Origin of the sequence: Streptomyces sp. NPDC048111 (assembly GCF_043202815.1) — a bacterium.
Lineage (GTDB): Bacteria > Actinomycetota > Actinomycetes > Streptomycetales > Streptomycetaceae > Streptomyces.
Genome location: NZ_JBIDBD010000002.1, coordinates 574,335 through 598,265 on the forward strand (window position 1 = coordinate 574,335; position 23,931 = coordinate 598,265).

Below are 23,931 nucleotides of genomic sequence, written 5' to 3' on the forward strand. Positions count from 1 at the left end.
GGCTCACCTCCTGGGGAGCGGCAAAGAACGGTGCCATTCAAAAAAAGCGGGAAGAACGGCACGAAGAACGCGGAAGGCTGATATTCCACCGCGCACCGTGCCGATCCGGACCAGTTCATGTTCTGGAGCGTCCACGACCACCCGTACGGCCGCAACCGGACGCGTTCCGGCCTGCCGGGCCGCCCGCAGCGTGGCGGCGGACTCCATGTCCACCGCGATCGCCCCGGCCGCCCGCAGCTCGGCCCGCTCGGGGCCGCGCACGACGTGGTCCGAGCCGGTGAGCGGCCCGGTGTGGACCGTGCGGCCCGGCAGCGCCGCGCTGAGCGCCCGGGCGAGCCCCGTGCTGTCCGTGCACACCGTGGACCCGTCCGGGTCACGGGTTTCCTCGGCGACGACCAGGTCCCCGGGGTGCATCCCGGGGACCAGGCCGGCGCAGAAGCCTGAGGCGATCACCGCGGCGTCACGCATCCCGTCCGGGGCGAGGACGCGCGCCATCGCACGCTCCGCGGACCGGGGGCCCATGCCGCTGCGCAGCACGGTGACCGGGCCCGCCGCCCCGCCGCGGGCGCCGCGCAGCGCGAACCGTTCGATGGTGAGCGCACAGGCGATCACCAGCGGCACGGGCCGCGGCACCTGGGTCTCGTCCATCAGCTCCCCTGGGCGGCGCTGGGAGAGAACGGTTCTCCATGGACGTAGCGGCCGAGCGCGGTCAGCGGGAAGACCTGCCGGTAGAGGTGGTAGTTGATCGAGAAGTCCCAGGGGAATCCCGTTCCGGTGAAGTACGGCTCGTCCCAGGAGCCGTCCTCGCGCTGGTTCTCGGCGAGCCAGGCGATGCCGCGCTCGGCGGCCCTGCCGTCCCGCTCTCCCGCCGCGAGGAGCGCGAGCAGCGCCCACGCGGTCTGGGACGCGGTGGAGGGGCCGCGGCCCACCCACTCGGTCTCGCCGTAGGAGCGCAGGTCCTCGCCCCAGCCGCCGTCGTCGTTCTGCACCGACTCCAGCCAGCCCACCGCGCGGCGGACCGCCGGGTGCGCGGCGGGGATCCCGGCGGCGACCAGCGCGGGCACCACCGAGCCCGTCCCGTAGACGTAGTTGACGCCCCAGCGCCCGAACCAGGCGCCGTTCGCCTCCTGTTCGGCGAGCAGCCACTCGATGCCGCGCCGGGTGCGCGGATCGTGCGCCTTGCCCTCGTAGGCGAGCATCTCCACCACATGGGCGGTCACGTCGGCCGACGGCGGGTCGATGACCTCGCCGAAGTCGCAGAACGGGAGCCGGTTGGGGAAGGCGCTGGTGTTGTCGGCGTCGAACGCGCCCCAGGCGCCGTTCTTCGACTGCATGCCGAGGTTCCAGCGCACCCCCCGGGCGATGGCCGCCTCCACCCGCTCCGGCTGCGGGTGCTTGACGCGGCGCAGCGCCAGGATGACCTCGGCGGTGTCGTCGATGTCCGGGTAGTTGTCGTTGTGGAACTCGAACGCCCAGCCGCCCGGCGGGAGTTCGGGCCTGCGCACCGCCCAGTCGCCGGGCCGGGTGATCTCCTCGTCCAGCATCCAGTCGGCCGCCTTGACCAGCGCCGGGTGGTCGCCCGGCACTCCCGCGTCGGCGAGGGCGATCGCGGCCAGACAGGTGTCCCACACCGGGGACTGACAGGCCTCGATCATCCGGGAGCCGTCCTCGCGCCACACCGCGAACCGGTCCAGGGACTCCAGACCGGCCCGCATGACCGGGTGCTGGAGGTCGTAGCCGAGCAGGTGCAGCGCGATCACCGAGTACACGGCGGGGGGCTGGATGCCGCCCCAGCAGCCGTCGTTCTCCTGGCGCTCGATGATCCAGCGGGCCGCGCTGCGCATGGCGGCCCGGCGCAGCCGGCGCGGCGCCACCTTGTGGTAGGCGTGCAGGACCTTGTCGAGGCGCTGGAACACTCCGGGCCAACTCGCCACCGGGTCAAGGGGCTTGACGGGATGGGGGCACCGGGGGTCGGTGTGCAGCTCGTCGAGGGCGAAGGGCGCGGGGCGCACCGGCCGCTTGGCCGAGACCACGGTGAGCGGCACGATGGTCTGGCGGGCCCAGCAGCCGAAGTCGTAGATGTTGAGCGGCGCCCAGGTCGGCAGGAAGATCAGCTCGGGCGGCAGCTCGGGCAGGTCGTCCCACTTCCACCAGCCGAACAGGGCCAGCCAGATGCGGGTGAAGACCCGGGCCGAGGCGATTCCGCCGCGTGATCTGATCCAGGCCGACGCGCGGGCCATGTGCGCCTCGTCGGGCCCGTCACCGGCCAGCCGCAGCGCGACATAGGCCTCGATGGTGGCGGAGAGCTCCCCCGGGCCGCCGTAGAACGTGGCCCAGGTCCCGTCGTCGCGCTGCTCGCCCCGGATGAACAGGGCCGCCGCCCGGAGCGTCGCGCTGTCCTGGATGCCGAGGAACTGGCGCAGCAGCAGGTCCTCGGCGTCCATGGTGACGTTGGTCTCCAGATCGCCCTTCCACCAGCCCTGGGCGTCCTGGCGCGCGAGCAGGTGCTCGACGCCGCGTTCGGCCGCCCGCCGGGCGGCGTCGAGCACCGCGTCCGCACCGGGACCCGTCGCGCTTGGTGCACTGGCCGCGGCGGCCCGGGGCCGCGGGGCCCCGGTGCTTCCGTCGGTCGTCGCTGTCATGGCTTCCCCTTCGTGCAGTAGCTACTTCTGCTGTGCTGGGGTCTCCGTCGGATACGGCCCGGTTGCCCGGGCCCGTCCGGCGACTGCGCGTCATATGGGAATGGTGATCATCTCTTTCGGACGACGACGAAGTCCGCGAGCGCGGTGAGCTGCGCGCGGATCTTTTCCGGCATGTCGACGGCGTCCAGCGCCTCGATCGCGATGGTGTGCTGCCTGCGGGCCTCCTGGGAGGTCCACTCGCGGCCGCCGGCCTCCTCGATCAGCGCCGCGCGGGTGGCGAACTCCTCCTCGGAGAAGCTGTCGAAGTCGTTGCTCTTGGCGTCGGCGGCGAGCAGCTCGCCCAGGCGCGTGGAGGCCGGGCCGCCCGCGGCGAGCGCGGCGACGACCGGCAGGGACTTCTTGCGCTGGCGCAGATCGCTCCAGGTCTGCTTGCCCGTGGCGTCCGGGTCGCCCCAGATGCCGAGCAGGTCGTCCACGGCCTGGAAGGCGAGGCCGAGGTGGTAGCCGTACGCCTCCAGGGTGTCGGCCGTGCGGTCGTCGGCGCCGCCGAGCACGGCGCCGATCGAGCAGGCGCAGGCGAGCAGGGCGCCCGTCTTGTTGCCCTCCATCTCCAGGCACTCCTCGACGGTGACCCGCTCGCGGTGCTCGTAGGAGATGTCCTGGGCCTGACCGTCGATCAACTTCCGCGTGGCGGTGGTGAGTCGGCGGGTGGCGCGGCCCGCCTCGACCGTGCCGAGTTCGAGCAGGACCTCGTTGGCGAGCGCGAACAGGGCGTCGCCGACGAGGATCGCCTGGGCCGGCCCGTGCACCTTCCACACCGTGTCGCGGTGGCGGCGCTGCTCGTCGCCGTCCATCAGGTCGTCGTGCAGGAGCGAGAAGTTGTGCACGAGTTCCACGGCGACCGCGCCCGGCACGCCGACCTCGGCCGCGGCGCCCGCCGCCTCCGCGGAGAGCAGGGCGAGCGCGGGCCGCACGGCCTTGCCGCCGTCGCCGTCCGCGGGACGGCCCTGGGCGTCGATCCACCCGAAGTGGTAGGCGGCGACGGTGTCCATGGGAGCCGCGAGCCGGTCGACGGCCGCGCGCAGCTCCGGAGCAGACAGCGCTCGCCCCCGCTCCAGCAGGGCGGTGACGTCCACGGTGTCCACAGCCGGGTTCGCCGAAGCCGAAGGCACAGTCGGCACAGTCTCTCCTCTTGTTCCAGTACTGCTGACAGTCATGCCGCCTCCTGAAGCGGATGAACATGGGGGCGGCCGAGGGCGGAGAGAGCGGCGCCGGCGGCACTGAACCCGCTGCGCACGGCGCCCTCCATGGTCGCGGGCCAGCCGGTCGCGGTCCACGCGCCGGCCAGGTACAGGCCGTCCGCGCGGGTCCGTGCCGAAGGCCGCAGCCGTCCGACGCCGGGGGTGGGGGCGAACGTCGCTGTCCGCTCCCGGGTGACGAAGAAGTCGAGGATCTCCGCGCCGCGCGCCGCGGGCAACAGCTTTTCCAGCTCCGGGAGGTAGCGGGCGCGCAGTTCGGCCACCGGAAGCTCGATCTCGTCCCCCGCGTCCGACTGGGACAGGGCCAGGTACTGGCCGCCGCCGGTCAGGCCCGAGGAGTCGGTCCGGTCGAAGACCCACTGCACCGGGGTGCCGAGCGCGGCGAAGAACGGCTGCCGCAGCACCTTGCGGTCGTAGACCACGTGCACGTTGAGGATGGGCGCGGTGCCGATGCCGAGCAACCGGTCCGGCTCGTCGAGCGCGCCGGCCGGCAGCAGGTCGTGCGCCTCCTTCTGCGGCACGGCCAGCACCACGGCCTCCGCCTCCAGCGCCTCGCCGGCCAGCTCGACGCGCCAACTCCCGTGTTCCGTACGGGAGATGGACTCGGCCTTGGCGCGCGTGGCGACGCGTACGGAGGCCGCGTCCAGGGCCTTGCGGGCCAGGGTGTCGTGCAGGTGGCCGAGCGGCACACGGGCCCAGCCGATGTCGGCGGCGCCCGCCTCGGAGAGCAGTCCGGTCTTGAAGACCATGGCGGCGAGCCCGAGGGAGGCGTTGGGCGCGGTGGCGTTCAGGGTCGCCACGCCCACCAGGTCCCACAGGGCCTCGATGGTGCGCGGGGACTGGCCGTGCCGGGCCAGCCAGCTCGCGAAGTCGACGCCGTCCAGGGCCGGGTCGGCGGGGTCGAGCTTCTTCAGCGCGAGCGCGGCGCGCCCGACCGAGGCGCGCTCGGCGAGCGAGAGGTGCGGATAGGTGACGAGGCTGCGCGCCAGGTGCAGCGGCACGGGCAGCGCGTCGCGGCGCAGCCGGCCCAGCCGGGGCCCCCCGCGGTGGGCCACGTCGAGGACGGGGACGTCCAACCGAGGCTGGACCGGGGCGAGTTCGGCGCCGCCGACGCGGTCCAGGAACCAGCGATAGGCGGTGCAGCAGCGCAGGTAGACGTGCTGGCCGTTGTCCACCGTGAGGTCGCCGCGCCGGAAGGAGAAGGCGAGGCCGCCGAGGCGTGGACGGCCCTCGACGAGCGTCACGTCGAGGCCGGCGTCGGCGAGTTCGAGCGCCGCGGTGATGCCGGCCAGGCCGCCGCCGACCACCACCGCGCTCTTGGGCCGTGTGTCGCTCATGCGCTCTCCCCCAGGGCCGTGCCGGCGCCGCGCGCACGGCGGGCCGGCGCCGTCAGGGACGCGTCGGCGCGCCGGGACCTCGCACGCCGGACCCGCGCGAGCGTGCCGGGCCCTTCGTCCAGATGGGCGTGGTGCATCAGACGCGCCTCCTGGCGGTCTGCCGGGAGACGTACCGGGTGTCGAGGCCGGAGAGCCCGCGGACCGCGACGTACGCCTTCTCGCGCCCGGGCAGCGAGACCCGGCCGCGCAGCACGGCCTCCGGATCGCGCTCGATGCGGTCGAGCAGCCGCCGGTAGATGCCGGCCATCGCCGCGACACAGGCGCCGCTGCGCCGGTCCAGCATGGGCAGCAGGCGGTAGCCCTCGGCGAACAGGGCGCGGGCGCGCCGCACTTCGAAGTGGACGAGCCCGGCGAAGTCGGAGCCGGGAGGCGGCACGGGCGTGTCGAAACCCGTCGAGCAGCCGAACTTGGCGAGGTCGTCGGCGGGCAGGTACGTCCGCCCGTTGCCCGCGTCCTCGCGAACGTCCCTGAGGATGTTGGTGAGTTGGAGGGCGAGCCCCAGCGTGTCGGCGTACTCGAAGGCGCGCTCGGCGCCCGGCGCGCCGGGCTGGGTGCCGAACACGCCGAGCGAGAGCCGGCCGATGGCGCCGGCGACGCACCGGCAGTAGACCTTCAGGTCGTCCCAGGTCTCGTAGGTCTCGCCGTACACGTCCATCAGGACGCCGTCGATGAGCTCGTCGAGGCCGTCGAGCGGGATCGGGAAGCGGCGCGCCGCGTCCGCGAGCGCCACCGCGACGGGGTCGGTGTCGTCGTCCTCGACCGCACCGTCGCGGACGCGCCCGAGCAGCGCCCGGGTCTCCTCCAGGCGCGTCTGCTTGGCGTCCTTGGCCAGCGTGCCGTCACCGATGTCGTCGACCCGGCGCGAGAACGCGTACAGCGCGGACATCGCCTGCCGTTTGTCGGCGGGCAGCAGCCTGATGCCGTAGGCGAAATTGCGCGCCTGCTGCCCGGTCACGGCCTCGCAGTAGCTGTATGCGGCCTGTACCGGTGCGGACACGGGTGCCTGTGCCTCCACTGTCCGGCTCACCCCTCTCTACGCGCTCTTCGCAAGACGGCTCCCACCTCGCGCACCAGCCGTGCCTTGGTGGGCTTGGGCGGCCCCGGGAGGGGGTCGTGGCCGGCGGCGGCGACCGCGTCGAGCGCGGCGCGGCCGCCGGCCACGAACCCGGCCAGCAGCAGCTTGAGTCTGCCGTGGACGCTACCCACCAGGGGGGTGCCTTCATTCAGCAACGACCCGGCGCGTTCCGCCTCGAACGCGACCAGGGCACGCACCGAGGCGCTCCCGCGGGGGGCGGCCAGATCGGCCTGTGTGACATGGAAACGGGACATGTCCTCGGCCGGCAGATAGATCCGGTCCCGGCCGAGGTCCTCCTTGACGTCCTGGAGGTGTTCGACGATCTGCAGCGCCGTGCAGATCGCGTCGGAGCGGCGGACGCGCTCCGGGCTCGCGGTGCCGGTGATGGCGAGGACGAGCCGCCCCACGGGGTTGGCGGAGAGCTCGCAGTAGGCGAGCAGGTCCGCGTACGTCTCGTAGCGCCGCACCCGCTGGTCCTGCCGGTTGGCCTCGATCAGCCCGTGAAAAGGCTCGGGGGTCAGCGCGCAGCGCCGCACGGTCGGCTGGAGCGCCCGCAGGAGCGGGTGGTGCGGGGTGCCGTCGAAGACCCGGTCGAGGTCTTTCTCGAACGCGTCGAGAAGGACGAGCCGGTCGTCCGCGTCGGCGGGGGTCACGCCCAGGTGGCGGGCGTCGGCGCCGCCGGGGGCCAGGTCGCCGTCGCCGATGTCGTCGACGAGCCGGGCGAAGCCGTACACAGCCATCAGGTCGTCGCGCCAGGCGCGCGGCAGGAAGAAGGGGGCGACCGGGAAGTTCTCGTCCGCGGCCTTGTCGAGCGTGGCGCGCGAAGGGGTCCCGGTGCGCAGGTCCGGGCCTCGGGTCACCGGGTACCGCCCGGGGCGGGAACGGCGGCCGTCCCTTGGAGCTGGAGATCTTCCGTAGCCATGGCCGTCACATCTCCCGTTCTACACCGCCGACCCAATACATCCTATTTCGGACACGCCGCCTGGCCTCCCCGGACGGGATGACCCGTCCGTCGGGGAGCCGGGGGCGTATCACCCCACTTGCCGCGAATCAGCACCGGTACAGCTTACGTTGTACAACGGCCGACGACGCGCGGGGGTGTTGCGAGCGTTACAAGAACACTCCATTGCGGCCCAACCTTCCTCCCGTACCGGCAACTTGACGGGATCTTGACCGCCCGGCCACACCCTAGGACGCCAAAGCCCCTGCCGGGGTTGATCGACAGGGGCTCCGGATCGCACGGTCCCGGGATGACGGGCCGTCAGCGGCCGGACTCCTTCTGGTAGGCCTTGACGACCTCGTCGGTCGGCCCGTCCATCAGGAGCTCACCGCGCTCCAGCCACAGCACGCGGTCGCAGGTGTCCCGGATGGAGCCGATGCTGTGGCTCACCAGGAACACCGTTCCGGCATGCTTGCGCAGCTCGCGGATGCGCGCCTCGGAGCGGATCTGGAACTGGCGGTCGCCGGTGGCGAGCGCCTCGTCGATCATGAGGACGTCGTGGTCCTTGGCCGCGGCGATGGAGAAGCGGAGCCGGGCCGCCATGCCGGAGGAATACGTCCGCATCGGCAGGGAGATGAAGTCGCCCTTGTCGTTGATGCCGGAGAAGTCGACGATCTCCTCGTAGCGCTCCTTGACCTCCTCGCGCGACATGCCCATGGCGAGACCGCCGAGGATCACGTTGCGCTCGCCCGTCAGGTCGTTCATCAGCGCCGCGTTCACGCCGAGCAGCGAGGGCTGGCCGTCGGTGTAGACCCGGCCGCTCTCGGGCGGCAGCAGGCCGGCGATGGCCCGCAGCAGCGTCGACTTGCCGGAGCCGTTGGAGCCGATCAGGCCGATCGCCTCGCCGCGGTAGGCGGTGAAGGAGACGCCCCTGACCGCGTGCACCCGGCGCATGCCGCGGGACGCGCCGCCGGTCCTGTCCCGCTTGACGATGCGGCTCAGGGCGGCGGTCGCGCTGCCCTTTCCGCCGCCGCCACCGTTGACGGTGTACACGATGTGCACGTCGTCGCAGATGACGGTGGGAATGCGCGCGTCCTCGACGGCGACGCGGTCCTTGATGTCCTCAGCCACGGCCATACCGCTCCTCAGCCTTCCAGAAGTACACGAATCCCAGGGCGCCCACGACGACGGCCCAGCCGACCGCGAGCATCCAGACGTGCGGGGGCAGGGACCCGCCGCCGTAGCCGTCCAGCAGGGCGTAGCGCGCCAGGTCCATGTAGACCGCGGCGGGGTTGACCTGGAGGACGTGCTTGAGCCAGCTCGGCTTGTCGTGCAGCACCGCGGTGATGCTGAACATCACGCCGGACGAATACATCCAGGTCCGCATGATGAACGGCATCAGCTGCGCGAGGTCCGGCGTCTTCGCGCCGAGCCGCGCGAAGATCAGCGCGAGGCCGGTGTTGAAGACGAACTGCAGCGCCAGCACCGGGATGATCAGGATCCAGGTCATGCCCGGCATGAAGCCGGAAGCGACCACCACGATCATCAGGACGATCATCGAGAACAGCAGCTGCTGGAGCTGCTGGAGCGCGAAGGAGATCGGCAGCGAGGCGCGCGGGAAGTGCAGCGCCCGCACCAGGCCGAGGTTGCCGGAGATCGCCCGTACGCCCGCCATCAGCGAGTTCTGCGTGAACGTGAACAGGAAGACGCCGGTCACCAGGAACGGGATGAAGACGTCGTTGGGGATGCCCTTCCTGGTTCCCATGAGCACGCCGAAGATGAAGTAGTAGACCAGCGCGTTCAGCAGGGGCGTCGCCACCTGCCAGATCTGGCCGAGCTTCGCCTCGCTGTACTGGGCGGTCAGCTTGGCCGAGGAGAACGACAGGATGAAGTGGCGCCGGCCCCACAGCTGCTTGATGTAAGCGGTCAGTCCGGGACGGGCACCGCTCACCGACAGCCCGTGCTTGGCGGCGAGGTCCGCCGGGGACAGGGTTGTGTCACTCACAAGTGGAAACTTTCGTGTTCAAGAAGTACGCCCGATGGTCTCAGAGCCGAGACTCTCAGATGACGGGGGGACGGCCCAGCCGGGTGAGCGTGAAGACCGTACGCCACTTCATGGGCCGGCGCGGTCCGCAGGGCGTCGTCCAGCCCTCCTTGAACCCGCCGAACCAGGCCTTGAGCGCCGGGCCCGACGGCCTGCGCGCCAGGGTCAGGAGCAGCCAGACCCCGAGGTAGACCGGGACCAGCGGCGCCGGCAGGTTGCGGCGGGCCAGCCAGACGCGGTTGCGGGCGACCATCCGGTGGTAGACCGCGTGCCGGGACGGGGCGGTCGTCGGGTGGTGCAGGACCATGTCCGCGCGGTAGTCGATCATCCAGCCGGCGTTGAGGGCCCGCCAGGCCAGGTCGGTCTCCTCGTGGGCGTAGAAGAACTCGTCGGGCAGCCCGCCGACCTCGGCGAACACCCGGGTGCGCACGGCGTTGGCGCCGCCGAGGAACGTCGTCACCCGCGAGGAGCGCATCGGATCGGCGGCCCGCAGCCGCGGGACGTGGCGGCGCTGGGTGACGCCAGTGTCGGGGTCGGCGATGCGGAAGCTGATGATGCCGAGCTCGGGGTCGGACGCGAAGGCCCGGCGGCACAGTTCGGCGGTGTCCTTGTTCGCGAGCAGACCGTCGTCGTCGAGGAAGAGCAGCACGTCGACCTCCGCGCCCGACGGGCCGAACGCCTCGATGCCGACGTTGCGCCCGCCCGGGATGCCCAGGTTCTCGGGCAGCTCCACGGTGCGTACGCCCTCGGGGACGTCGGGCACGGGCGCGCCGTTGCCGACGACGACGACCTCGACGCGGTCGCCGTCCTGCCGCGCGACCGAGTCCAGCAGGGCACGCAGTTCCTCGGGACGGTTGCCCATGGTGATGACGACCGCGCCGACCTTCAGGGGGGCGTTCACTTGAGCCTGCTCGAAGCGAGGATGGACACGAGGTGCAGCAGCGACTGGAGGAGCGCGATGCCCGCGAGCACCGCGACGCCCAGCCGCGAGAAGTACAGGTCGCCCCGGACCTGGTCGACGACCGCGAGGACCAGGATCAGCAGGGACGCCTCGATGCCGAGGACGAGCCGGTGGAACTTGAGCGCCGCCGCGGCCCGGCGGGCCAGCGCCACGCCGGAGGAGCGCGGGGTGGCCGCGGCGTCCTTGACCGGCGGCAGGCCGCCCTGGTGGCGGGCCACGCCCACGAGGTCGGTCTCGGCCTTGATCAGGATCGCGCCGAGCGCCGCGAGCGTACCGAGGAAGGCCCACAGCCAGTCGATGCGCCCGGGGCCCCACAGGTCGGCGGCGCGCAGGCCGAAGCCGACCAGGACCGCCGCGTCGCACAGATAGGCCCCGACCCGGTCCAGATAGACACCGGACAGCGAGAACTGCTTCTTCCAGCGGGCGACTTCGCCGTCCACGCAGTCGAGCAGGAGGTAGCCCTGGACGGCGATGACGCCGAGGACGGCGCCCCAGACGCCCGGGACGAGCAGGGCGGGGGCGGCGAGGACACCGCTGAGGGTCATCAGATAGGTCAGCTGGTTCGGCGTGACCTTGGTGGTGACCAGGACGCGGGTGATGCGCAGGGAGATCTCGCGCATGTACAGGCGGCCGCCCCAGTGTTCTCCGCTGACCCGGTCCTTCACACCCGCCGGGTGCACGACCGGGCGGAGCTCAGCTACGGATGGTCTTGGCATAGTCGGCGTACGCGTCCCTGATCTGGTCGGTGGACAGGTCGAGGTGCTCGAGGATGGTGTAGCGGCCCGGGCGGGTCTGCGGCGCGAACTCCACGGCCCGGACGAACTCCTCGGCGGTGAAGCCGAGTTCCTCCGCGGTCACCGGCAGCGCGTGCCGGCGCAGCACCTCGGCCATGAGGGCGCTCTGGTCCCCGGCGCCCCGCAGGTGCATCGCGAAGGCTGCGCCGAGGCCGCACTGCTCGCCGTGACTGCCGGCGCGCTGCGGGAAGAGCAGGTCGAAGGCGTGGCTGATCTCGTGGCAGGCGCCCGACGAGGGGCGGCTGTCACCGCTGATCGACATGGCGATGCCGGACATGACCAGACCCTCGGAGAGGGTGACCAGGAAGTCGTCGTCGCCGACGGTGCCGGGGTGGCGCAGGACCGCCTCGCCGGCGCTGCGCGCCATGGCGGCGGCGAGCCCGTCGACCGGCTCCCCGGTCTCGCGGTGCGAGAGTTCCCAGTCGGCGATCGCCGACAGGTTGGAGATCGCGTCGCCGATGCCCGAGCGCACGAAGCGCGCGGGCGCGTCCCGGATGACGTCCAGGTCGATCAGGATCGCCAGCGGCGTGGGCACGCCGTAGGAGCCGCGCCCGTTGTCGTTGTCGAGCGTGGAGATCGGCGAGCAGATGCCGTCGTGCGAGAGGTTCGTGGCGACCGCGACCATGGGCAGCCCGACCCGGGCCGCCGCGTACTTGGTCACGTCGATGATCTTCCCGCCGCCCAGGGCCACCACCGCGTCGTAGCGCTTGCCGCGGATCGCGTCGGCGAGACGGACCGCCGCGTCGATGGTGCCGCCGTCGACCGGGTACCAGTCGGCGCCGGGCAGCAGCGGGCCGAACTGCTCGCGCAGCTTCAGGCCCGAACCGCCGCTGATGGCGATGGCGAGGTTGCCGTTGGCGGAGATGCGCTGGTCGGCGAGGACGACCGCGAGGTCGTCCAGGGCCCCCCGCCGGATGTCGACGACAACCGGCGAGGGGATGAGGCGCGTCAGTACTGGCACGCGATCTCACGGCCCTTCGCGAGGTCGTCGTGGTTGTCGATCTCGACCCACGACACCTCGCCGATGGGGGCCACGTCGACGGTGAAGCCGCGGTTGACGAGCTCCTGGTAGCCGTCCTCGTAGTAGAGGTCGGGGTCGCGCTCGAAGGTGACCTTGAGGGCGTCGGCAAGCTCCTCGGCGGCTTCGGCCTCGATGAGCGTGACGCCGATGTACTCACCGGTGGCGCTCGCCGGGTCCATCAGCTTGGTGATGCGCTGGACGCCCTTGCCCTCGGCGGTGATGACCTTCATCTCCTCGTCGGCGAGGCTCTTCACCGTGTCGAGGGCGAGGATGATCTTCTGACCCTTGCCGCGGGCCGCCAGCAGCGTCTTCTCGACCGAGACGGGGTGGACCGTGTCGCCGTTGGCGAGGATCACACCGCGCTTGAGCACCTCACGCGCGCACCACAGGGAGTAGGCGTTGTTCCACTCCTCGGCCTTGTCGTTGTCGATCAGCGTGATCGCGACGCCGTACTTGGCCTCCAGGGCCTCCTTGCGCGCGTACACGGCCTCCTTGCGGTAGCCGACGACGACGGCGACCTCGGTCAGGCCGACCTCGGCGAAGTTCTTCAGCGCGATGTCCAGGACGGTGGTGTCACCGTCGACAGGCACGAGGGCCTTCGGGAGCGTGTCGGTGTAGGGGCGCAGACGCCGTCCGGCACCGGCTGCCAGTACGAGGCCAATCATGCTGTTTCTCCTTCGTCATGTACGGCAGGTGCTCCGGAGGACACCCAGAAGCGGATGGACTCCACGAGCACCACGAGCGCGACGGCCGCCGCGAGGGCGGTGAGCGCCAGGGTGAAGTCTGTGTCTCGCGTGGCGAGGACGGCGGCGAGCACCGTCACCACGAGCGTGCGGCCCTCGTGGCCGCCGATCACCCGCACCAGCCACTGCGGCGGCGCGCCGGAGCCGCCCTTGATGCGGTAGACCGTGTCGTAGTGATGGTAGGCGACCGCCGAGACGAGCCCGAAGGCCGCGGGGAGCGCCCCCTGCACGTCCGAGCGGGCCGCCAGGATCAGGACCGTGCAGTACTCCGCCACCCGGAAGAGCGGGGGTACGAGCCAGTCGAGGGCGCCCTTGAGCGGGCGGGCGACGGCGAGGCCCGACAGGACCGCGGAGAAGACGGCGGCGACGATCATCTGGCCGCTGCCGACGGGCTGGGTCAGGGCGGCGGCGATCAGGGCCGCGACGCCGACGGCGGCGACCACGGGCGCGCCCGGGATCCGCGGCGCCCTCGCGCCCACGAGCTGGGCGAGCGGCCCGCTGTCGGCGAGGTCGGCGAGGGCCCGGGCCGCGCGGTCGGTACGGGTGGCGCGCCGGGTCAGCGAGCGCAGGACGCGGCCCGCGGTGGTGTAGCAGGCGGCGAAGGCACAGCCGATGAGCAGCGCGTAGAAGACGATCCGGGGCGTGGTGGCCGCGGTGAGCACCGCGATCATCGCCCAGCGCTCGCCGATCGGCAGCACGATCATGCGGCGCACCCACACCGTCCAGCCGACCGAGTCGAGCTTGTCGGAGAGGGCGGCGGTGGGGCTGGTGTTGGCGGACGCGTCGTGGTTCGCCTCGTTGAACGAGAAGTCCACGACGTGGCGGCAGGTCTGGAGGACCATCGCGCCGAGTGCGAGCGCCCATACGTCGTCGCCGCCGCGGGCCGCGCCGAGCGCGAGCCCCGCGTAGTAGGCGTACTCCTTGGCGCGGTCGAACGTGGCGTCGAGCCAGGCGCCCATCGTCGAGTACTGCAGCGAGTAGCGGGCGAGCTGCCCGTCGGTGCAGTCCAGGACGAAGGAGAGGATCAGCAGCACGCCGGCCGCGACATAGCCGCCGCGCGTCCCGGTCGCCGCGCAGCCGGCCGCGATGAGCGCGGTGATCAGCGAGGCGGTGGTGACCTGGTTGGGGGTCAGGCCCCGGCGGGCGCACCAGCGGGCGAGGTAGCGCGAGTAGGGGCTGATGAAGTGGGTGGTGAAGAAGCCGTCGCGGGACTTGACCGCGTTGCGCAGCCGGACCGCCTCGTCGTCGACGGCGGCCACGCTCCGGCTCGCGGCCAGCGCGGCGCTCTCGTCGGCCGGGACGGTCGCGACGAGCGAGCCGAGCTCGGGGTGGTGCACCGCGAGCCCGTCCGTCTCCAGGGCCGCGGCGATGTCGTCGGTGAGGACGGAGGTCGTGCGCACCGGGGCGGCGGGCACGACCGCGCCGCCGGCCACGGCCCGGGTGAGCGCCGGCCGTGCCTCGGCCTGGACGGTCAGGGCGCCGGGCACCGAGGCGGCCGGGAAGCGGGGGTCGGTCAGTGCGAGGCGCAGCGCGTGGACGTGTCCCACGAAGCGCGGGTCGACGAGCGCGACGCGCTCACCGGCCGGCACCTCGGCGAGCAGGCGGGGCAGGTCGTCGGGGAGGAAGGCGTTCCGCACGTCGAATCCCAGCGCGCGCAGATCGGGTCCGAGCTGCGATCCGGGCACCGGCGGACCGGTAAGGATGGCGGTGGACAGACGAATTCACTCCTTGCGACTGACACGGCGGACGTCACGGCCCGGCCCGGCACGGGGGCGGGCGGCACGTCGGCAGAGGCTATCGGATGCACGGAACCGGGAATTCACTGGCCGTTCGCGCCCGATGAGGCCCGGGAGCGCCCTGTGCGGGGACGCCGCGATCATCATGGTGGATCAAGGGCGCAGCCCACAAACCGCGCCCGGCCGCCGCCGGAGCACCGTCCGCGCCCCTCCCCGCGCCGCAGGTGTCCGGCGCTGGGCCCAGCACGCTGACCTGCAAGCATTTCCGCAGGTCAGGGCATATGACAACGGTGTTCAGTGCCGTGTTGCAGATACCCCCCACCCGTTGTTCACTTGGCCCCCGTACGGGGATAAGCAACCGACCGGCGAGACACTGGGGAGGGCCTCCATGGGGGCTGGGCACGACCACGGACACACGCACGGCGGGCCGCCGCCCACCGGCACCGCGGCCGCCGCCTACCGCGGACGGCTGCGGATCGCACTCGGGATCACACTGACCGTGATGGTCGTGGAGATCGTCGGCGGTCTCCTCGCGGACTCCCTGGCACTGGTCGCGGACGCGGCGCACATGGCGACGGACGGGCTCGGCCTCGCGATGGCGCTGCTCGCCATCCACTTCGCCAACCGCCCGGCCGGGGGCAACCGCACCTTCGGGTACGCCCGTGCCGAGATCCTGGCCGCGCTCGCCAACTGTCTGCTGCTGCTGGGCGTCGGCGGATACGTCCTGTTCGAGGCCGTCGCCCGTTTCGTGGCACCGGCCGACACCTCCGGCGGCACCGCGGTCGTCTTCGGCCTGATCGGCCTGGTCGCCAACTCGGTCTCGCTCTCGCTGCTCATGAAGGGGCAGCAGGACAGTCTCAATGTGCGCGGCGCGTTCCTGGAGGTCCTCTCGGACGCGCTCGGCTCGGCGGCCGTCGTGGTGGCGGGGCTGGTGATCATGACGACGGGCTGGCAGGGGGCGGACCCGATCGCCTCGCTGGTGATCGCGGTGATGATCGTGCCCCGTACCGTCAAGCTGCTGCGCGAGACCCTCAACGTGCTCCTGGAATCGGCCCCCAAGGGCGTCGACATGGCGGAGGTGCGGGCGCACATCGTGGAGCTGCCGGGCGTCGAGGACGTCCATGACCTGCACGCCTGGACGATCACCTCGGGCATGCCGGTGCTGTCCGCCCATGTGGTGGTCAGCCAGGAGGTGCTCGACTCGGTGGGGCACGAGAAGCTGCTGCACGAGCTGCAGGGGTGCCTCGGCGACCACTTCGACGTCGAGCACTGCACATTCCAGCTGGAGCCGGGCGGCCACGCCGAGCACGAGGCGAAGCTCTGCCACTGAACGCGCGGTTCCGGGGGCCTCGCGTGGGGCAGGACATGCGGATGCCGGTCAATGGCGGACACGCCGCTTTTGTACGGCAGACTGAGCAGCCGAGGACCGAAGCGAAGGATGGTTATGCCGAGCACACCAGCCACCACGGCGAACAACTCGTCGAACGGGACCACGGGCGGCGCCGCACCAGAGATCATGCTCGAACTCGTCGACGAGAGCGGCAACACCATCGGAACCGCGGAGAAGCTCTCCGCCCATCAGGCGCCCGGGCAGCTGCACCGGGCGTTCTCCGTCTTCCTCTTCGACCCGTCGGGCCGCCTCCTCATCCAGCGGCGCGCGCTCGGCAAGTACCACTCCCCCGGCGTGTGGTCCAACACCTGCTGCGGCCACCCCTACCCCGGCGAGTCCCCGTTCGCGGCCGCCGCCCGGCGCACCCATGAGGAGCTCGGCGTCTCCCCGTCGCTGCTCGCCGAGGCCGGCACGGTGCGCTACAACCACCCGGACCCGGACTCGGGCCTGGTCGAGCAGGAGTACAACCACCTCTTCGTGGGCCTGGTGCAGTCGCCCGTGCGGCCCGACCCGGAGGAGATCGGCGAGACGGCGTTCGTGACGCCCGACGAGCTCGCCGAGCGGCACGCGCGCGCCCCGTTCTCGTCCTGGTTCATGACGGTGCTCGACGCGGCGCGGCCCGCGGTCAAGGAGCTCACGGGGCCCGACGCGGGCTGGTGATGCCGGGCAGCGGGGCCAGCGGGAGCGCGGCCCAGACGACCTTTCCGCCGTTCGCGGTCTGCTCGACGTCGCACTCCCCGCCGGCCTCCCCGGTGATCTCGCGGACCAGGAGCAGTCCACGGCCGCCGGTCTGCGCGTAGTCCGGCTCCAGGGCACGGGGGCGGTAGGGGTGGTTGTCCTCGACCGCCACCCGGATCCATTCGGCGCCGATGGCCACCTCCACGGCGACCTCGGGCGAGAGCAGCGCCGCGTGTCTGACCGCGTTGGTGACCAGCTCCGAGACGATCAGCAGCAGTCCCTGGACGAGGTCCTCGTGGGCGGGCACGCCCTGGCGGTGCAGCAGGTCGCGGACCGCGTGCCGGGCCTGCGGCACCGAGGAGTCGACGGCGGGGGCGGTGAACCGCCACACCCCCTCGTACGCCTGCTGCCGGGCCGGAGTGGCGGGTTCGGGCGGCAGACTCCCGCGGATCTCCATGTTCCGGCACCATCCTCGCGGCTCGACACTCGACGGACACCCGTGTGCTCAAGAGTGTCGGGAGTGCGCCGGCCGGGACCGGCCGACTGACCAGAAGTCAGCACCTTTCGCCGCCTATTGGCGGATCACGGCGCGCGATGTCATGTCTGGGTCGGGTTCTGACCGCCGTCTGACGGCTTTGCCATGGCTTGCGGGGGTGTCGGAGACATCGGAGGTGTGCCCTTTCCGCCGTCGCCCGAGCTCACCGCGTCGCTCACAAGAGTGACGATTCTGCGTCCGCCGACACCGATGGCGATCAGCCCGAGCCCGTCGAAGAGCAGGGCCAGCGAGAAGAAGCAGCCGATGACGTACCGGCTGTTGCTCGGCCAGTTGGCGAGGACCAGGACGCCGAGGAGCACGCCGAACGCACCCTGCACGAGCGTCCACCCGAACTGCGGCCCGCGGACCACCACACTGCCCGCGAGGCGGAAGACGCCGCCGGTCAGGAACAGCAGCGCCGCGAACATCGTGAGGGCCTCGGCGCTGCCCTCGGGGCGGCGGATGATCACCACGCCCGCGGCGAGGTTCAGGGCGGCCACGACGACGGCGAGCCAGAAGAAGCCGGAGCCGCGCGACTGGATCGCGTGCGCGAGGCCCACCACGCCGCCGACCAGGAGCAGCCAGCCGAACAGCAGCATCGTGGTGAGGGTGGCGAACTCGGTGTAGGCGAGGCCGACCAGGCCTGCCACCACCAGGACCGCCCCCAGCAGCGCGAGCAGTCCGAAGCTACGGCTGAGTTTCCTGCCTTCGTGCCCGGCGTTCCGCGTGGACCTGGCCATCGGCGTCTCCTCGTCGATCCGCGTACGGCCCCCTTGCGATCATAGGTTTCGGGTGCCCGGATAGCATCCGCGCATGCAGCCGCAGCTGGAGCAGAGCCTCACCGATGGCGTCGCCACCGTCGTCATCGCCAACCCCGCCAAGCGCAACGCGATGACCGCGGACATGTGGCGGGCCCTGCCCCCGCTGCTCGACGCCCTGGCCGCGGATCCGCGGGTGGGCGCCGTCGTCCTGACCGGAGCGGGCACGACGTTCTGCGCGGGGGCGGACATCTCGACGCTGCGGGACCCGGGCGAGGACCCCAGGGAGCTCGCGATCCGGGCCGAGGAAGCGCTCGCGGCCTTCCCCAAGCCGACGCTCGCCGCGGTGCGCGGGCACTGCGTGGGCGGCGGCAGCCAGCTGGCCGCCGCCTGCGATCTGCGGTTCGCCGAGGAGGGCGCCCTGTTCGGCGTCACGCCCGCCAAGCTCGGCATCGTCTACCCGGCATCCTCCACCCGGCGGCTGGCCGCGCTGGTGGGGCCCTCGGCCGCCACGTACCTGTTGTTCTCGGGCGAGTTGATCGACAGTGCGCGGGCGCTGCGGACCGGCCTGGTGGACGAGGTACTGCCGCCGGGCCAACTGGCCGAGCGGGTGGCCGAGTTCACCCGCGTCCTCGTGTCGCGCTCCCGGCTCACCCAGGCGGCGGCCAAGGAGTTCATCGCGGGCCGCACCGACCGGGACGCCCACTGGGCCGGCCAGGAGCGGGGCGCCGGCGACACCGAGGAGGGCATCGCCGCCTTCCTGGAGCGCCGCCGGCCCCGCTTCACCTGGCACCCGTAGGCTCCGGCCGGCCTCCGGCACGTTCAGTCCCGCGGCACGCCGTTCGTCCTGAAGTGCGCGACGAGGTCGGCGGGCGCGGTGTCCGGCGAGCCCGCGTCGTAGGGAGGCCGCGGGTCGTACTCCATCAGCAGCTGTACGGACTGGGCGTGCCGCTCCCCCGCGATCTCGCCGAGCAGGGTCAGGCCCATGTCGATGCCCGCGGAGACCCCGGCCGCCGTCACGTACTTGTGGTCCATCACGACCCGCCGCGCGGTCGGCGTCGCGCCGAAGCCGCGCAGCCCGTCCAGGGCGAGCCAGTGCGAGGTGGCCCGCCGCCCCTTGAGCAGCCCGGCCGCGCCGAGCAGCAGCGAGCCGGTGCACACCGAGGTCGTCCACGTCGACATGACGTCCACCGTGCGCAGCCAGTTCAGGAGCGGGGCGTCCACCAGCCGCGGCTCGACGGCCTCGGGCGGAGCGCCGGGCACGACAACGATGTCGGGACGCACGACGTCGTCGAACGCCCGCTCGGCGACGAGGGTGAGGCTCCCGCCGTCGTTGCGTACGGGACCGGCCTCGGCGGCGACGAACACCGTCTCGGCGCCCGGCAGCCGGCTGAGCGTCTCGTACGGCCCGACCGCGTCGAGGGCGGTGAACCGGTCGTAGAGCAGGATCGCGATCTGCATGAATGCCTTTCCGGAGCGGTACGGGATGCTGGTCCGGGTCACGCGGGCGCCGGGCGGAAGCGGCGGCGGTACTCGGCGGGGGCCGTGCCCAGGGTCTTGACGAAGGCGCGCCGCATCGCCTCCGGGGTGCCGTAGCCGGCCGCGCGCGAGACCTCCTGGACGCCGTCGGGCGACTCCTCCAGAAGGCGGCGGGCGTACTCCAGGCGCACTCGCTCGACATAGCGGCCCGGCGTGGTGCCGGTCTCGGCGTGGAAAGCGCGGGCGAAGTGGCGGGGCGAGAGGCTGGCCCGGCGGGCGAGCCTCTCCACGGACAGGTCCTCGTCCGGGTGCTCGGTGATCCACTGCTGGATCTCGCGCAGCGGCTCGCGGCGCGCGGTCTGTGCGGCGAGCTGCGCGCTGAACTGGGCCTGGTTGCCCGGGCGGCGCAGGAACACCACGAGCAGGCGGGCCACGGCCAGGGCCACGTCCCGTCCGTGGTCCTCCTCCACCAGGGCCAGCGCCAGGTCGATGCCCGCGGTCACCCCGGCCGAGGTCGCGATGTGGCCGTCCCGCACGAAGATCGGGTCGGGCTCGACGCGGACGGCGGGGTAGCGCTGTGCCATCCGCGCGCACAGGGCCCAGTGCGTGGTGGCGCGGCGCCCGTCGAGCAGACCGGCCTCCGCGAGCAGCAGCGAGCCGGTGCACACCGAGACGAGCCGGCGGGCGCGCGGTCCGTGCGCCCGCATCCAGTTGACCAGGCGGGTGTCGGGCGAGGCGGCGCCGTCGCCGCCGGGCACGAGCAGGACGTCCGCCGGGCCGGTGTCGGTGAGTGCTGCGTCGGCCATCAGGCGCAGCCCGCTGTGCGAGGCGACGGGTCCTCCGTCGAGCGAGGCGAACCGCACCCGGTAGGCGGTCGGGTCGCCCAGGACACGGCCCGCGGCGGCGAACACCTCGGCCGGTCCGGTCACATCGAGACTCTGGACGTCGTCGAAGAGGACGACCAGGACGGAACGCTGCGTCATGTCCTCATTTTTGGGGTCCGCCCACGACGGCCGCAATGACGAGAACCCCACCTATCCTGCCATCGGCGCGCTCGCGCACCCGCCCCTTCACGTCGTACCGACCAGTCGGTAACGTGCGGGGCATGAGTTCTCTCGCGCCGCGCGCCGGACGCCACTGCCACAGCCCCCTCAACTCGCTGCACGCCACGGTCTACTTCTCGCCCGACTTCGCCGGGGAGCTCGCCGGGCTCGGCATCGAGGACCGCAACGCCGCCTACTTCGCCGGCCGCGCGGCCGCGATGGGCGCGGTCGGGCCCGGCGTCGTGACGGCCTCGTTCTACAACTTCCGGCACGACCTCGTCGCCCGGCACCTGCCCGCCGTGTGGACGACCGCCTCCCCCGAGGCCGTACTCGCCGCCCGGCTGCGCGCCGTCGACACCACCCTGCGCCGCCTGCTCGGCGAGGAGATCCTGGCCTCGGACGAGATGGCCGAGGCCGCGCGCCTCGCGCTGCGCGCCGCCGAGGGCTGCACCCGGCACGCCCGCCCGCTGTACGCGGCCCACGCCGACCTGCCCGTGCCCGAGCAGCCGCACCTGGCCTACTGGCACGCGGCGACCCTGCTGCGCGAACACCGCGGCGACGGCCACCTCACCGCACTGCTCGACCTCGGGCTCGACCCGGTGGAGGCCCTCGTCAGCCACACCGCGACCGGCAAGGGCATGGCACCGCGCTGGCTGCTCGCCACCCGCGGCTGGGAGCAGACGGATCTGGACGCGGCGGCCGCACGGCTGCGCGAGCGCGGACTGCTCGACGGCGAGGGCGAGTTGACGGCGGCGGGCACCGCGCTGCGCGCCGAGCTGGAGGACCGCACCGACCTCCTCGACCTCGCCCCCTACGAACTCCTCGGCGCGCCGGGCGTGGCCCGGCTCACCGAACTGGCCAAGGGATTCCTGGTGACGGCGGCCCTGGCGGGCGGCTTCCCGGCCGACCTCATCGGCAAGGGCTGATCGTCGATCGCCGGTGCCGCCTGCCACAATGGCGCCTCAGGCTCAGCGAGAAGGCGGTACGGCAACGTGACGACGTCCATCGAAGGCAGGATCGCCGAGGAACTCGGCGTACGGGAGCGGCAGGTGAAGGCCGCCGTCGAGCTGCTCGACGGCGGGTCCACCGTCCCGTTCATCGCGCGCTACCGCAAGGAAGCGACCGAGATGCTGGACGACGCCCAGCTGCGCACCCTGGAGGAGCGGCTGCGCTATCTGCGCGAGCTCGAGGACCGGCGCACCGCGGTCCTCGACTCGGTGCGGGAGCAGGGCAAGCTCACCGAAGCCCTCGAAGCGCAGATCCGGGCCGCCGACACCAAGGCCCGCCTGGAGGACATCTACCTGCCGTTCAAGCCGAAGCGGCGCACCAAGGCGCAGATCGCGCGCGAGGCGGGCCTCGAACCCCTCGCCGACGCACTGCTCGCCGACCCGTCGGTGGACCCGCTCGCCACGGCCGCCGGCTTCGTGGACGCGGACAGGGGCGTGGCCGATGCGGCCGGCGCCCTCGACGGCGCCCGCGCCATCCTGGCCGAGCGCTTCTCGGAGGACGCCGACCTGATCGGCGAGCTGCGCGAACGCATGTGGACCAAGGGCCGGCTCGTGGCGAAGGTGCGCGAGGGCAAGGAGGAAGCGGGCGCCAAGTTCGCCGACTACTTCGACTTCACCGAGCCCTTCACCGCCCTGCCCTCGCACCGCGTGCTCGCCATGCTGCGCGGCGAGAAGGAGGAGGTCCTCGACCTCGTCCTCGAACCCGAGGAGCCGTCCGCCGAGCCCGGCCCCTCCGTGTACGAGAACATGGTGGCGCGCCGCTTCGGCGTGGCCGACCGGGGACGGCCGGGCGACAAGTGGCTTGCCGATACGGTGCGTTGGGCCTGGCGCACCCGCATCCTGGTCCACCTCGGCATCGACCTGCGCCTTCGTCTGCGCACCGCGGCCGAGGACGAGGCGGTCCGCGTCTTCGCCTCCAACCTGCGCGACCTGCTGCTCGCCGCCCCGGCCGGCACCCGCGCCACGCTCGGCCTCGACCCCGGGTTCCGCACCGGTGTGAAGGTCGCCGTCGTGGACGCGACCGGCAAGGCGGTGGCCACCGACGTGATTTATCCACACGTCCCCGCGAACAAGTGGGACCAGGCGCTGGCGAAGCTGGCCGGCCTGTGCAAGGAGCACGCGGTCGAACTGATCGCCATCGGCAACGGCACCGCGTCACGCGAGACGGACAAGCTCGCCGGTGAACTCATCGCCCGGCACCCGGAGTTGAACCTCGCCAAGGTCATGGTCTCGGAGGCGGGCGCCTCGGTGTACTCGGCCTCGGCCTTCGCCTCGCAGGAGTTCCCGGACATGGACGTGTCGCTGCGCGGCGCGGTCTCCATCGCCCGCCGGCTCCAGGACCCGCTCGCCGAGCTGGTGAAGATCGACCCGAAGTCCATCGGCGTCGGCCAGTACCAGCACGACCTGTCCGAGGTGAAGCTGTCGCGCTCGCTCGACGCGGTGGTCGAGGACTGCGTGAACGGTGTGGGCGTCGACGTCAACACCGCCTCGGCGCCGCTGCTTTCGCGGGTGTCGGGCATCGGCTCGACGCTCGCCGAGAACATCGTGGCGCACCGCGACGGCAACGGCCCCTTCCGCTCGCGCCGGGCGCTGAAGGACGTGGCGCGGCTCGGCCCGAAGGCGTACGAGCAGTGCGCGGGCTTCCTGCGGATCCGCGGCGGCGACGACCCGCTGGACGCCTCCAGCGTGCACCCCGAGGCGTACCCGGTGGTGCGGCGGATGGTGAAGAGCGCCGGCGGCGAGGTCGCCTCGCTCATCGGCAACACCGCGGTGCTGCGCTCGCTGCGGCCCGACGACTACGTGGACGAGACCTTCGGCCTGCCCACCGTGAGCGACATCCTGCGCGAGCTGGAGAAGCCCGGCCGTGACCCGCGGCCCGCCTTCAAGACCGCCTCCTTCAAGGAGGGCGTCGAGAAGATCGGCGACCTGGAGTCCGGGATGGTCCTGGAAGGTGTCGTCACCAATGTGGCGGCGTTCGGCGCCTTCATCGACATCGGCGTGCACCAGGACGGCCTCGCGCACGTCTCCGCGCTGTCGAAGACGTTCGTGAAGGACCCGCGGGACGTGGTGAAGCCGGGCGACATCGTGAAGGTCAAGGTCCTGGACGTCGATGTGCCGCGCAAGCGGATCTCCCTGACGCTGCGCCTCGACGACGACGCGGCCACGCCGGGCGGTGCGCCCCGGCGTGAGCGCGGCGGCCAGGGCAACCGTCCCCCGCAGCAGCGCCAGGGCCAGCCGCGCCAGGGCCAGCAGCGCCGGGGCAACGGCGGCGGCGAGGCGCGGGGCGGCGGCAACCGGCAGGGCGGCGGCCAGGGCCGCGCCTCGGCACCGGCTCCCGCCAACAGCGCGATGGAGGACGCCCTGCGCAAGGCGGGCCTGCTGGAGCCGAAGGGCCGCGGCGGGCGCTGAGCCGGGAGCGGCGGATGCGG

Annotated in this window: 22 protein-coding genes; 5 read left to right on the forward strand and 17 right to left on the reverse strand. The window is 72.4% G+C overall.

What is annotated here, in order from left to right; all coding sequences use genetic code 11:
- Positions 1 to 3: 3 nt before the first annotated feature.
- The 13 genes from ACGF3I_RS07320 to ACGF3I_RS07380 form a co-directional block, all read right to left on the reverse strand.
- A complete protein-coding gene (locus ACGF3I_RS07320) occupies positions 4 to 648 on the reverse strand; it encodes a 1-hydroxy-2-methyl-2-butenyl 4-diphosphate reductase (RefSeq protein ID WP_393129617.1) in 645 nt (214 codons plus the stop codon).
- Positions 648 to 2,642 carry a squalene--hopene cyclase gene (gene shc / locus ACGF3I_RS07325; protein ID WP_393129618.1) on the reverse strand — a complete coding sequence of 665 codons (1,995 nt, stop codon included), beginning with the start codon at positions 2,640 to 2,642 and terminating at the stop codon, positions 648 to 650. The genes ACGF3I_RS07320 and shc overlap by 1 nt, the downstream gene beginning before the upstream one ends.
- Positions 2,643 to 2,749: 107 nt before the next feature.
- Positions 2,750 to 3,859 carry a polyprenyl synthetase family protein gene (locus ACGF3I_RS07330; protein WP_393129619.1) on the reverse strand — a complete coding sequence of 370 codons (1,110 nt, stop codon included), beginning with the start codon at positions 3,857 to 3,859 and terminating at the stop codon, positions 2,750 to 2,752.
- On the reverse strand, positions 3,856 to 5,238 hold the full coding sequence (gene hpnE, locus ACGF3I_RS07335) for a hydroxysqualene dehydroxylase HpnE (protein WP_393129620.1): 1,383 nt from the start codon (positions 5,236 to 5,238) through the stop codon (positions 3,856 to 3,858). Before hpnE ends, ACGF3I_RS07330 begins: the two co-directional genes overlap by 4 nt.
- A 136-nt stretch (positions 5,239 to 5,374) precedes the next feature.
- Positions 5,375 to 6,325, reverse strand: coding sequence for a presqualene diphosphate synthase HpnD (gene hpnD, locus ACGF3I_RS07340; protein ID WP_393129621.1), 951 nt, complete (start codon positions 6,323 to 6,325; stop codon positions 5,375 to 5,377).
- The gene (hpnC, locus tag ACGF3I_RS07345) at positions 6,322 to 7,233 is read right to left on the reverse strand and encodes a squalene synthase HpnC (RefSeq protein WP_393129622.1); all 912 of its coding nucleotides are present in this window, start codon (positions 7,231 to 7,233) and stop codon (positions 6,322 to 6,324) included. The genes hpnD and hpnC overlap by 4 nt, the downstream gene beginning before the upstream one ends.
- Before the next feature lie 401 nt (positions 7,234 to 7,634).
- A complete protein-coding gene (locus ACGF3I_RS07350) occupies positions 7,635 to 8,450 on the reverse strand; it encodes an ABC transporter ATP-binding protein (RefSeq protein ID WP_393129623.1) in 816 nt (271 codons plus the stop codon).
- Complete coding sequence (locus ACGF3I_RS07355; protein WP_393129624.1) at positions 8,437 to 9,318, reverse strand: ABC transporter permease; 882 nt, start codon at positions 9,316 to 9,318, stop codon at positions 8,437 to 8,439. Before ACGF3I_RS07355 ends, ACGF3I_RS07350 begins: the two co-directional genes overlap by 14 nt.
- A 55-nt stretch (positions 9,319 to 9,373) precedes the next feature.
- On the reverse strand, positions 9,374 to 10,219 hold the full coding sequence (locus tag ACGF3I_RS07360; RefSeq protein ID WP_393129727.1) for a glycosyltransferase family 2 protein: 846 nt from the start codon (positions 10,217 to 10,219) through the stop codon (positions 9,374 to 9,376).
- A 35-nt stretch (positions 10,220 to 10,254) separates the two neighbouring features.
- Entirely contained in the window at positions 10,255 to 11,034 is a 780-nt protein-coding gene (locus tag ACGF3I_RS07365; protein WP_393129625.1) for a CDP-alcohol phosphatidyltransferase family protein, read from the reverse strand.
- A complete protein-coding gene (locus ACGF3I_RS07370) occupies positions 11,012 to 12,073 on the reverse strand; it encodes an iron-containing alcohol dehydrogenase family protein (protein ID WP_393129626.1) in 1,062 nt (353 codons plus the stop codon). Before ACGF3I_RS07370 ends, ACGF3I_RS07365 begins: the two co-directional genes overlap by 23 nt.
- Positions 12,061 to 12,798: a sugar phosphate nucleotidyltransferase gene (locus tag ACGF3I_RS07375; protein ID WP_393129627.1), complete on the reverse strand. Its 738-nt coding sequence runs from the start codon at positions 12,796 to 12,798 to the stop codon at positions 12,061 to 12,063. The genes ACGF3I_RS07370 and ACGF3I_RS07375 overlap by 13 nt, the downstream gene beginning before the upstream one ends.
- Complete coding sequence (locus tag ACGF3I_RS07380) at positions 12,795 to 14,591, reverse strand: DUF5941 domain-containing protein (RefSeq protein WP_393129728.1); 1,797 nt, start codon at positions 14,589 to 14,591, stop codon at positions 12,795 to 12,797. The genes ACGF3I_RS07375 and ACGF3I_RS07380 overlap by 4 nt, the downstream gene beginning before the upstream one ends.
- Positions 14,592 to 15,000: 409 nt before the next feature.
- On the opposite strand from ACGF3I_RS07380, the gene ACGF3I_RS07385 reads away from it, so the two are divergent.
- Together ACGF3I_RS07385 and idi are read left to right on the forward strand one after the other, a co-directional pair.
- Positions 15,001 to 15,942 (forward strand): cation diffusion facilitator family transporter, encoded by a 942-nt coding sequence (locus ACGF3I_RS07385; RefSeq protein WP_393129628.1) that lies wholly within the window; start codon positions 15,001 to 15,003, stop codon positions 15,940 to 15,942.
- Positions 15,943 to 16,056: 114 nt separating this feature from the next.
- The gene (idi, locus tag ACGF3I_RS07390; protein ID WP_393129629.1) at positions 16,057 to 16,662 is read left to right on the forward strand and encodes an isopentenyl-diphosphate Delta-isomerase; all 606 of its coding nucleotides are present in this window, start codon (positions 16,057 to 16,059) and stop codon (positions 16,660 to 16,662) included.
- Here the strand turns inward: idi and ACGF3I_RS07395 are convergent.
- Positions 16,637 to 17,137: an ATP-binding protein gene (locus ACGF3I_RS07395; protein ID WP_393129630.1), complete on the reverse strand. Its 501-nt coding sequence runs from the start codon at positions 17,135 to 17,137 to the stop codon at positions 16,637 to 16,639. The two genes, idi and ACGF3I_RS07395, sit on opposite strands and share 26 nt — an antisense overlap.
- 140 nt (positions 17,138 to 17,277) lie before the next feature.
- Positions 17,278 to 17,955, reverse strand: a complete 678-nt coding sequence (locus ACGF3I_RS07400; RefSeq protein ID WP_393129631.1) for an HdeD family acid-resistance protein — start codon at positions 17,953 to 17,955, stop codon at positions 17,278 to 17,280.
- Positions 17,956 to 18,028: 73 nt separating this feature from the next.
- On the opposite strand from ACGF3I_RS07400, the gene ACGF3I_RS07405 reads away from it, so the two are divergent.
- Complete coding sequence (locus tag ACGF3I_RS07405; RefSeq protein WP_393129632.1) at positions 18,029 to 18,772, forward strand: enoyl-CoA hydratase/isomerase family protein; 744 nt, start codon at positions 18,029 to 18,031, stop codon at positions 18,770 to 18,772.
- Positions 18,773 to 18,795: 23 nt separating this feature from the next.
- Here the strand turns inward: ACGF3I_RS07405 and ACGF3I_RS07410 are convergent, their stop codons facing one another.
- Positions 18,796 to 19,434 carry a DJ-1/PfpI family protein gene (locus ACGF3I_RS07410; RefSeq protein ID WP_393129633.1) on the reverse strand — a complete coding sequence of 213 codons (639 nt, stop codon included), beginning with the start codon at positions 19,432 to 19,434 and terminating at the stop codon, positions 18,796 to 18,798.
- 38 nt (positions 19,435 to 19,472) lie between these two features.
- Positions 19,473 to 20,435: a GlxA family transcriptional regulator gene (locus ACGF3I_RS07415; RefSeq protein WP_393129634.1), complete on the reverse strand. Its 963-nt coding sequence runs from the start codon at positions 20,433 to 20,435 to the stop codon at positions 19,473 to 19,475.
- A gap of 122 nt (positions 20,436 to 20,557) precedes the next feature.
- Here ACGF3I_RS07415 and ACGF3I_RS07420 point away from each other — a divergent pair, with 122 nt between their 5' ends.
- Together ACGF3I_RS07420 and ACGF3I_RS07425 are read left to right on the forward strand one after the other, a co-directional pair.
- On the forward strand, positions 20,558 to 21,421 hold the full coding sequence (locus tag ACGF3I_RS07420; RefSeq protein WP_393129635.1) for a hypothetical protein: 864 nt from the start codon (positions 20,558 to 20,560) through the stop codon (positions 21,419 to 21,421).
- 66 nt (positions 21,422 to 21,487) lie between these two features.
- The gene (locus tag ACGF3I_RS07425; protein WP_393129636.1) at positions 21,488 to 23,911 is read left to right on the forward strand and encodes a Tex family protein; all 2,424 of its coding nucleotides are present in this window, start codon (positions 21,488 to 21,490) and stop codon (positions 23,909 to 23,911) included.
- Positions 23,912 to 23,931 lie beyond the last annotated feature (20 nt).

What these genes read in the sequence shown, in the direction of transcription:
- ACGF3I_RS07415 (WP_393129634.1), bottom strand. Translation starts at nt 20,435, where the DNA reads ATGACGCAGCGTTCCGTCCTGGTCGTCCTCTTCGACGACGTCCAGAGT.
- ACGF3I_RS07395 (WP_393129630.1), bottom strand. Translation starts at nt 17,137, where the DNA reads ATGGAGATCCGCGGGAGTCTGCCGCCCGAACCCGCCACTCCGGCCCGG.
- ACGF3I_RS07330 (WP_393129619.1), bottom strand. Translation starts at nt 3,859, where the DNA reads ATGACTGTCAGCAGTACTGGAACAAGAGGAGAGACTGTGCCGACTGTG.
- idi (WP_393129629.1), top strand. Translation starts at nt 16,057, where the DNA reads ATGCCGAGCACACCAGCCACCACGGCGAACAACTCGTCGAACGGGACC.
- ACGF3I_RS07385 (WP_393129628.1), top strand. Translation starts at nt 15,001, where the DNA reads ATGGGGGCTGGGCACGACCACGGACACACGCACGGCGGGCCGCCGCCC.
- shc (WP_393129618.1), bottom strand. Translation starts at nt 2,642, where the DNA reads ATGACAGCGACGACCGACGGAAGCACCGGGGCCCCGCGGCCCCGGGCC.
- hpnE (WP_393129620.1), bottom strand. Translation starts at nt 5,238, where the DNA reads ATGAGCGACACACGGCCCAAGAGCGCGGTGGTGGTCGGCGGCGGCCTG.
- ACGF3I_RS07365 (WP_393129625.1), bottom strand. Translation starts at nt 11,034, where the DNA reads ATGCCAAGACCATCCGTAGCTGAGCTCCGCCCGGTCGTGCACCCGGCG.
- ACGF3I_RS07350 (WP_393129623.1), bottom strand. Translation starts at nt 8,450, where the DNA reads ATGGCCGTGGCTGAGGACATCAAGGACCGCGTCGCCGTCGAGGACGCG.
- ACGF3I_RS07360 (WP_393129727.1), bottom strand. Translation starts at nt 10,219, where the DNA reads ATGGGCAACCGTCCCGAGGAACTGCGTGCCCTGCTGGACTCGGTCGCG.
- ACGF3I_RS07410 (WP_393129633.1), bottom strand. Translation starts at nt 19,434, where the DNA reads ATGCAGATCGCGATCCTGCTCTACGACCGGTTCACCGCCCTCGACGCG.
- ACGF3I_RS07405 (WP_393129632.1), top strand. Translation starts at nt 18,029, where the DNA reads ATGCAGCCGCAGCTGGAGCAGAGCCTCACCGATGGCGTCGCCACCGTC.
- ACGF3I_RS07375 (WP_393129627.1), bottom strand. Translation starts at nt 12,798, where the DNA reads ATGATTGGCCTCGTACTGGCAGCCGGTGCCGGACGGCGTCTGCGCCCC.
- ACGF3I_RS07400 (WP_393129631.1), bottom strand. Translation starts at nt 17,955, where the DNA reads ATGGCCAGGTCCACGCGGAACGCCGGGCACGAAGGCAGGAAACTCAGC.
- ACGF3I_RS07420 (WP_393129635.1), top strand. Translation starts at nt 20,558, where the DNA reads ATGAGTTCTCTCGCGCCGCGCGCCGGACGCCACTGCCACAGCCCCCTC.
- ACGF3I_RS07320 (WP_393129617.1), bottom strand. Translation starts at nt 648, where the DNA reads ATGGACGAGACCCAGGTGCCGCGGCCCGTGCCGCTGGTGATCGCCTGT.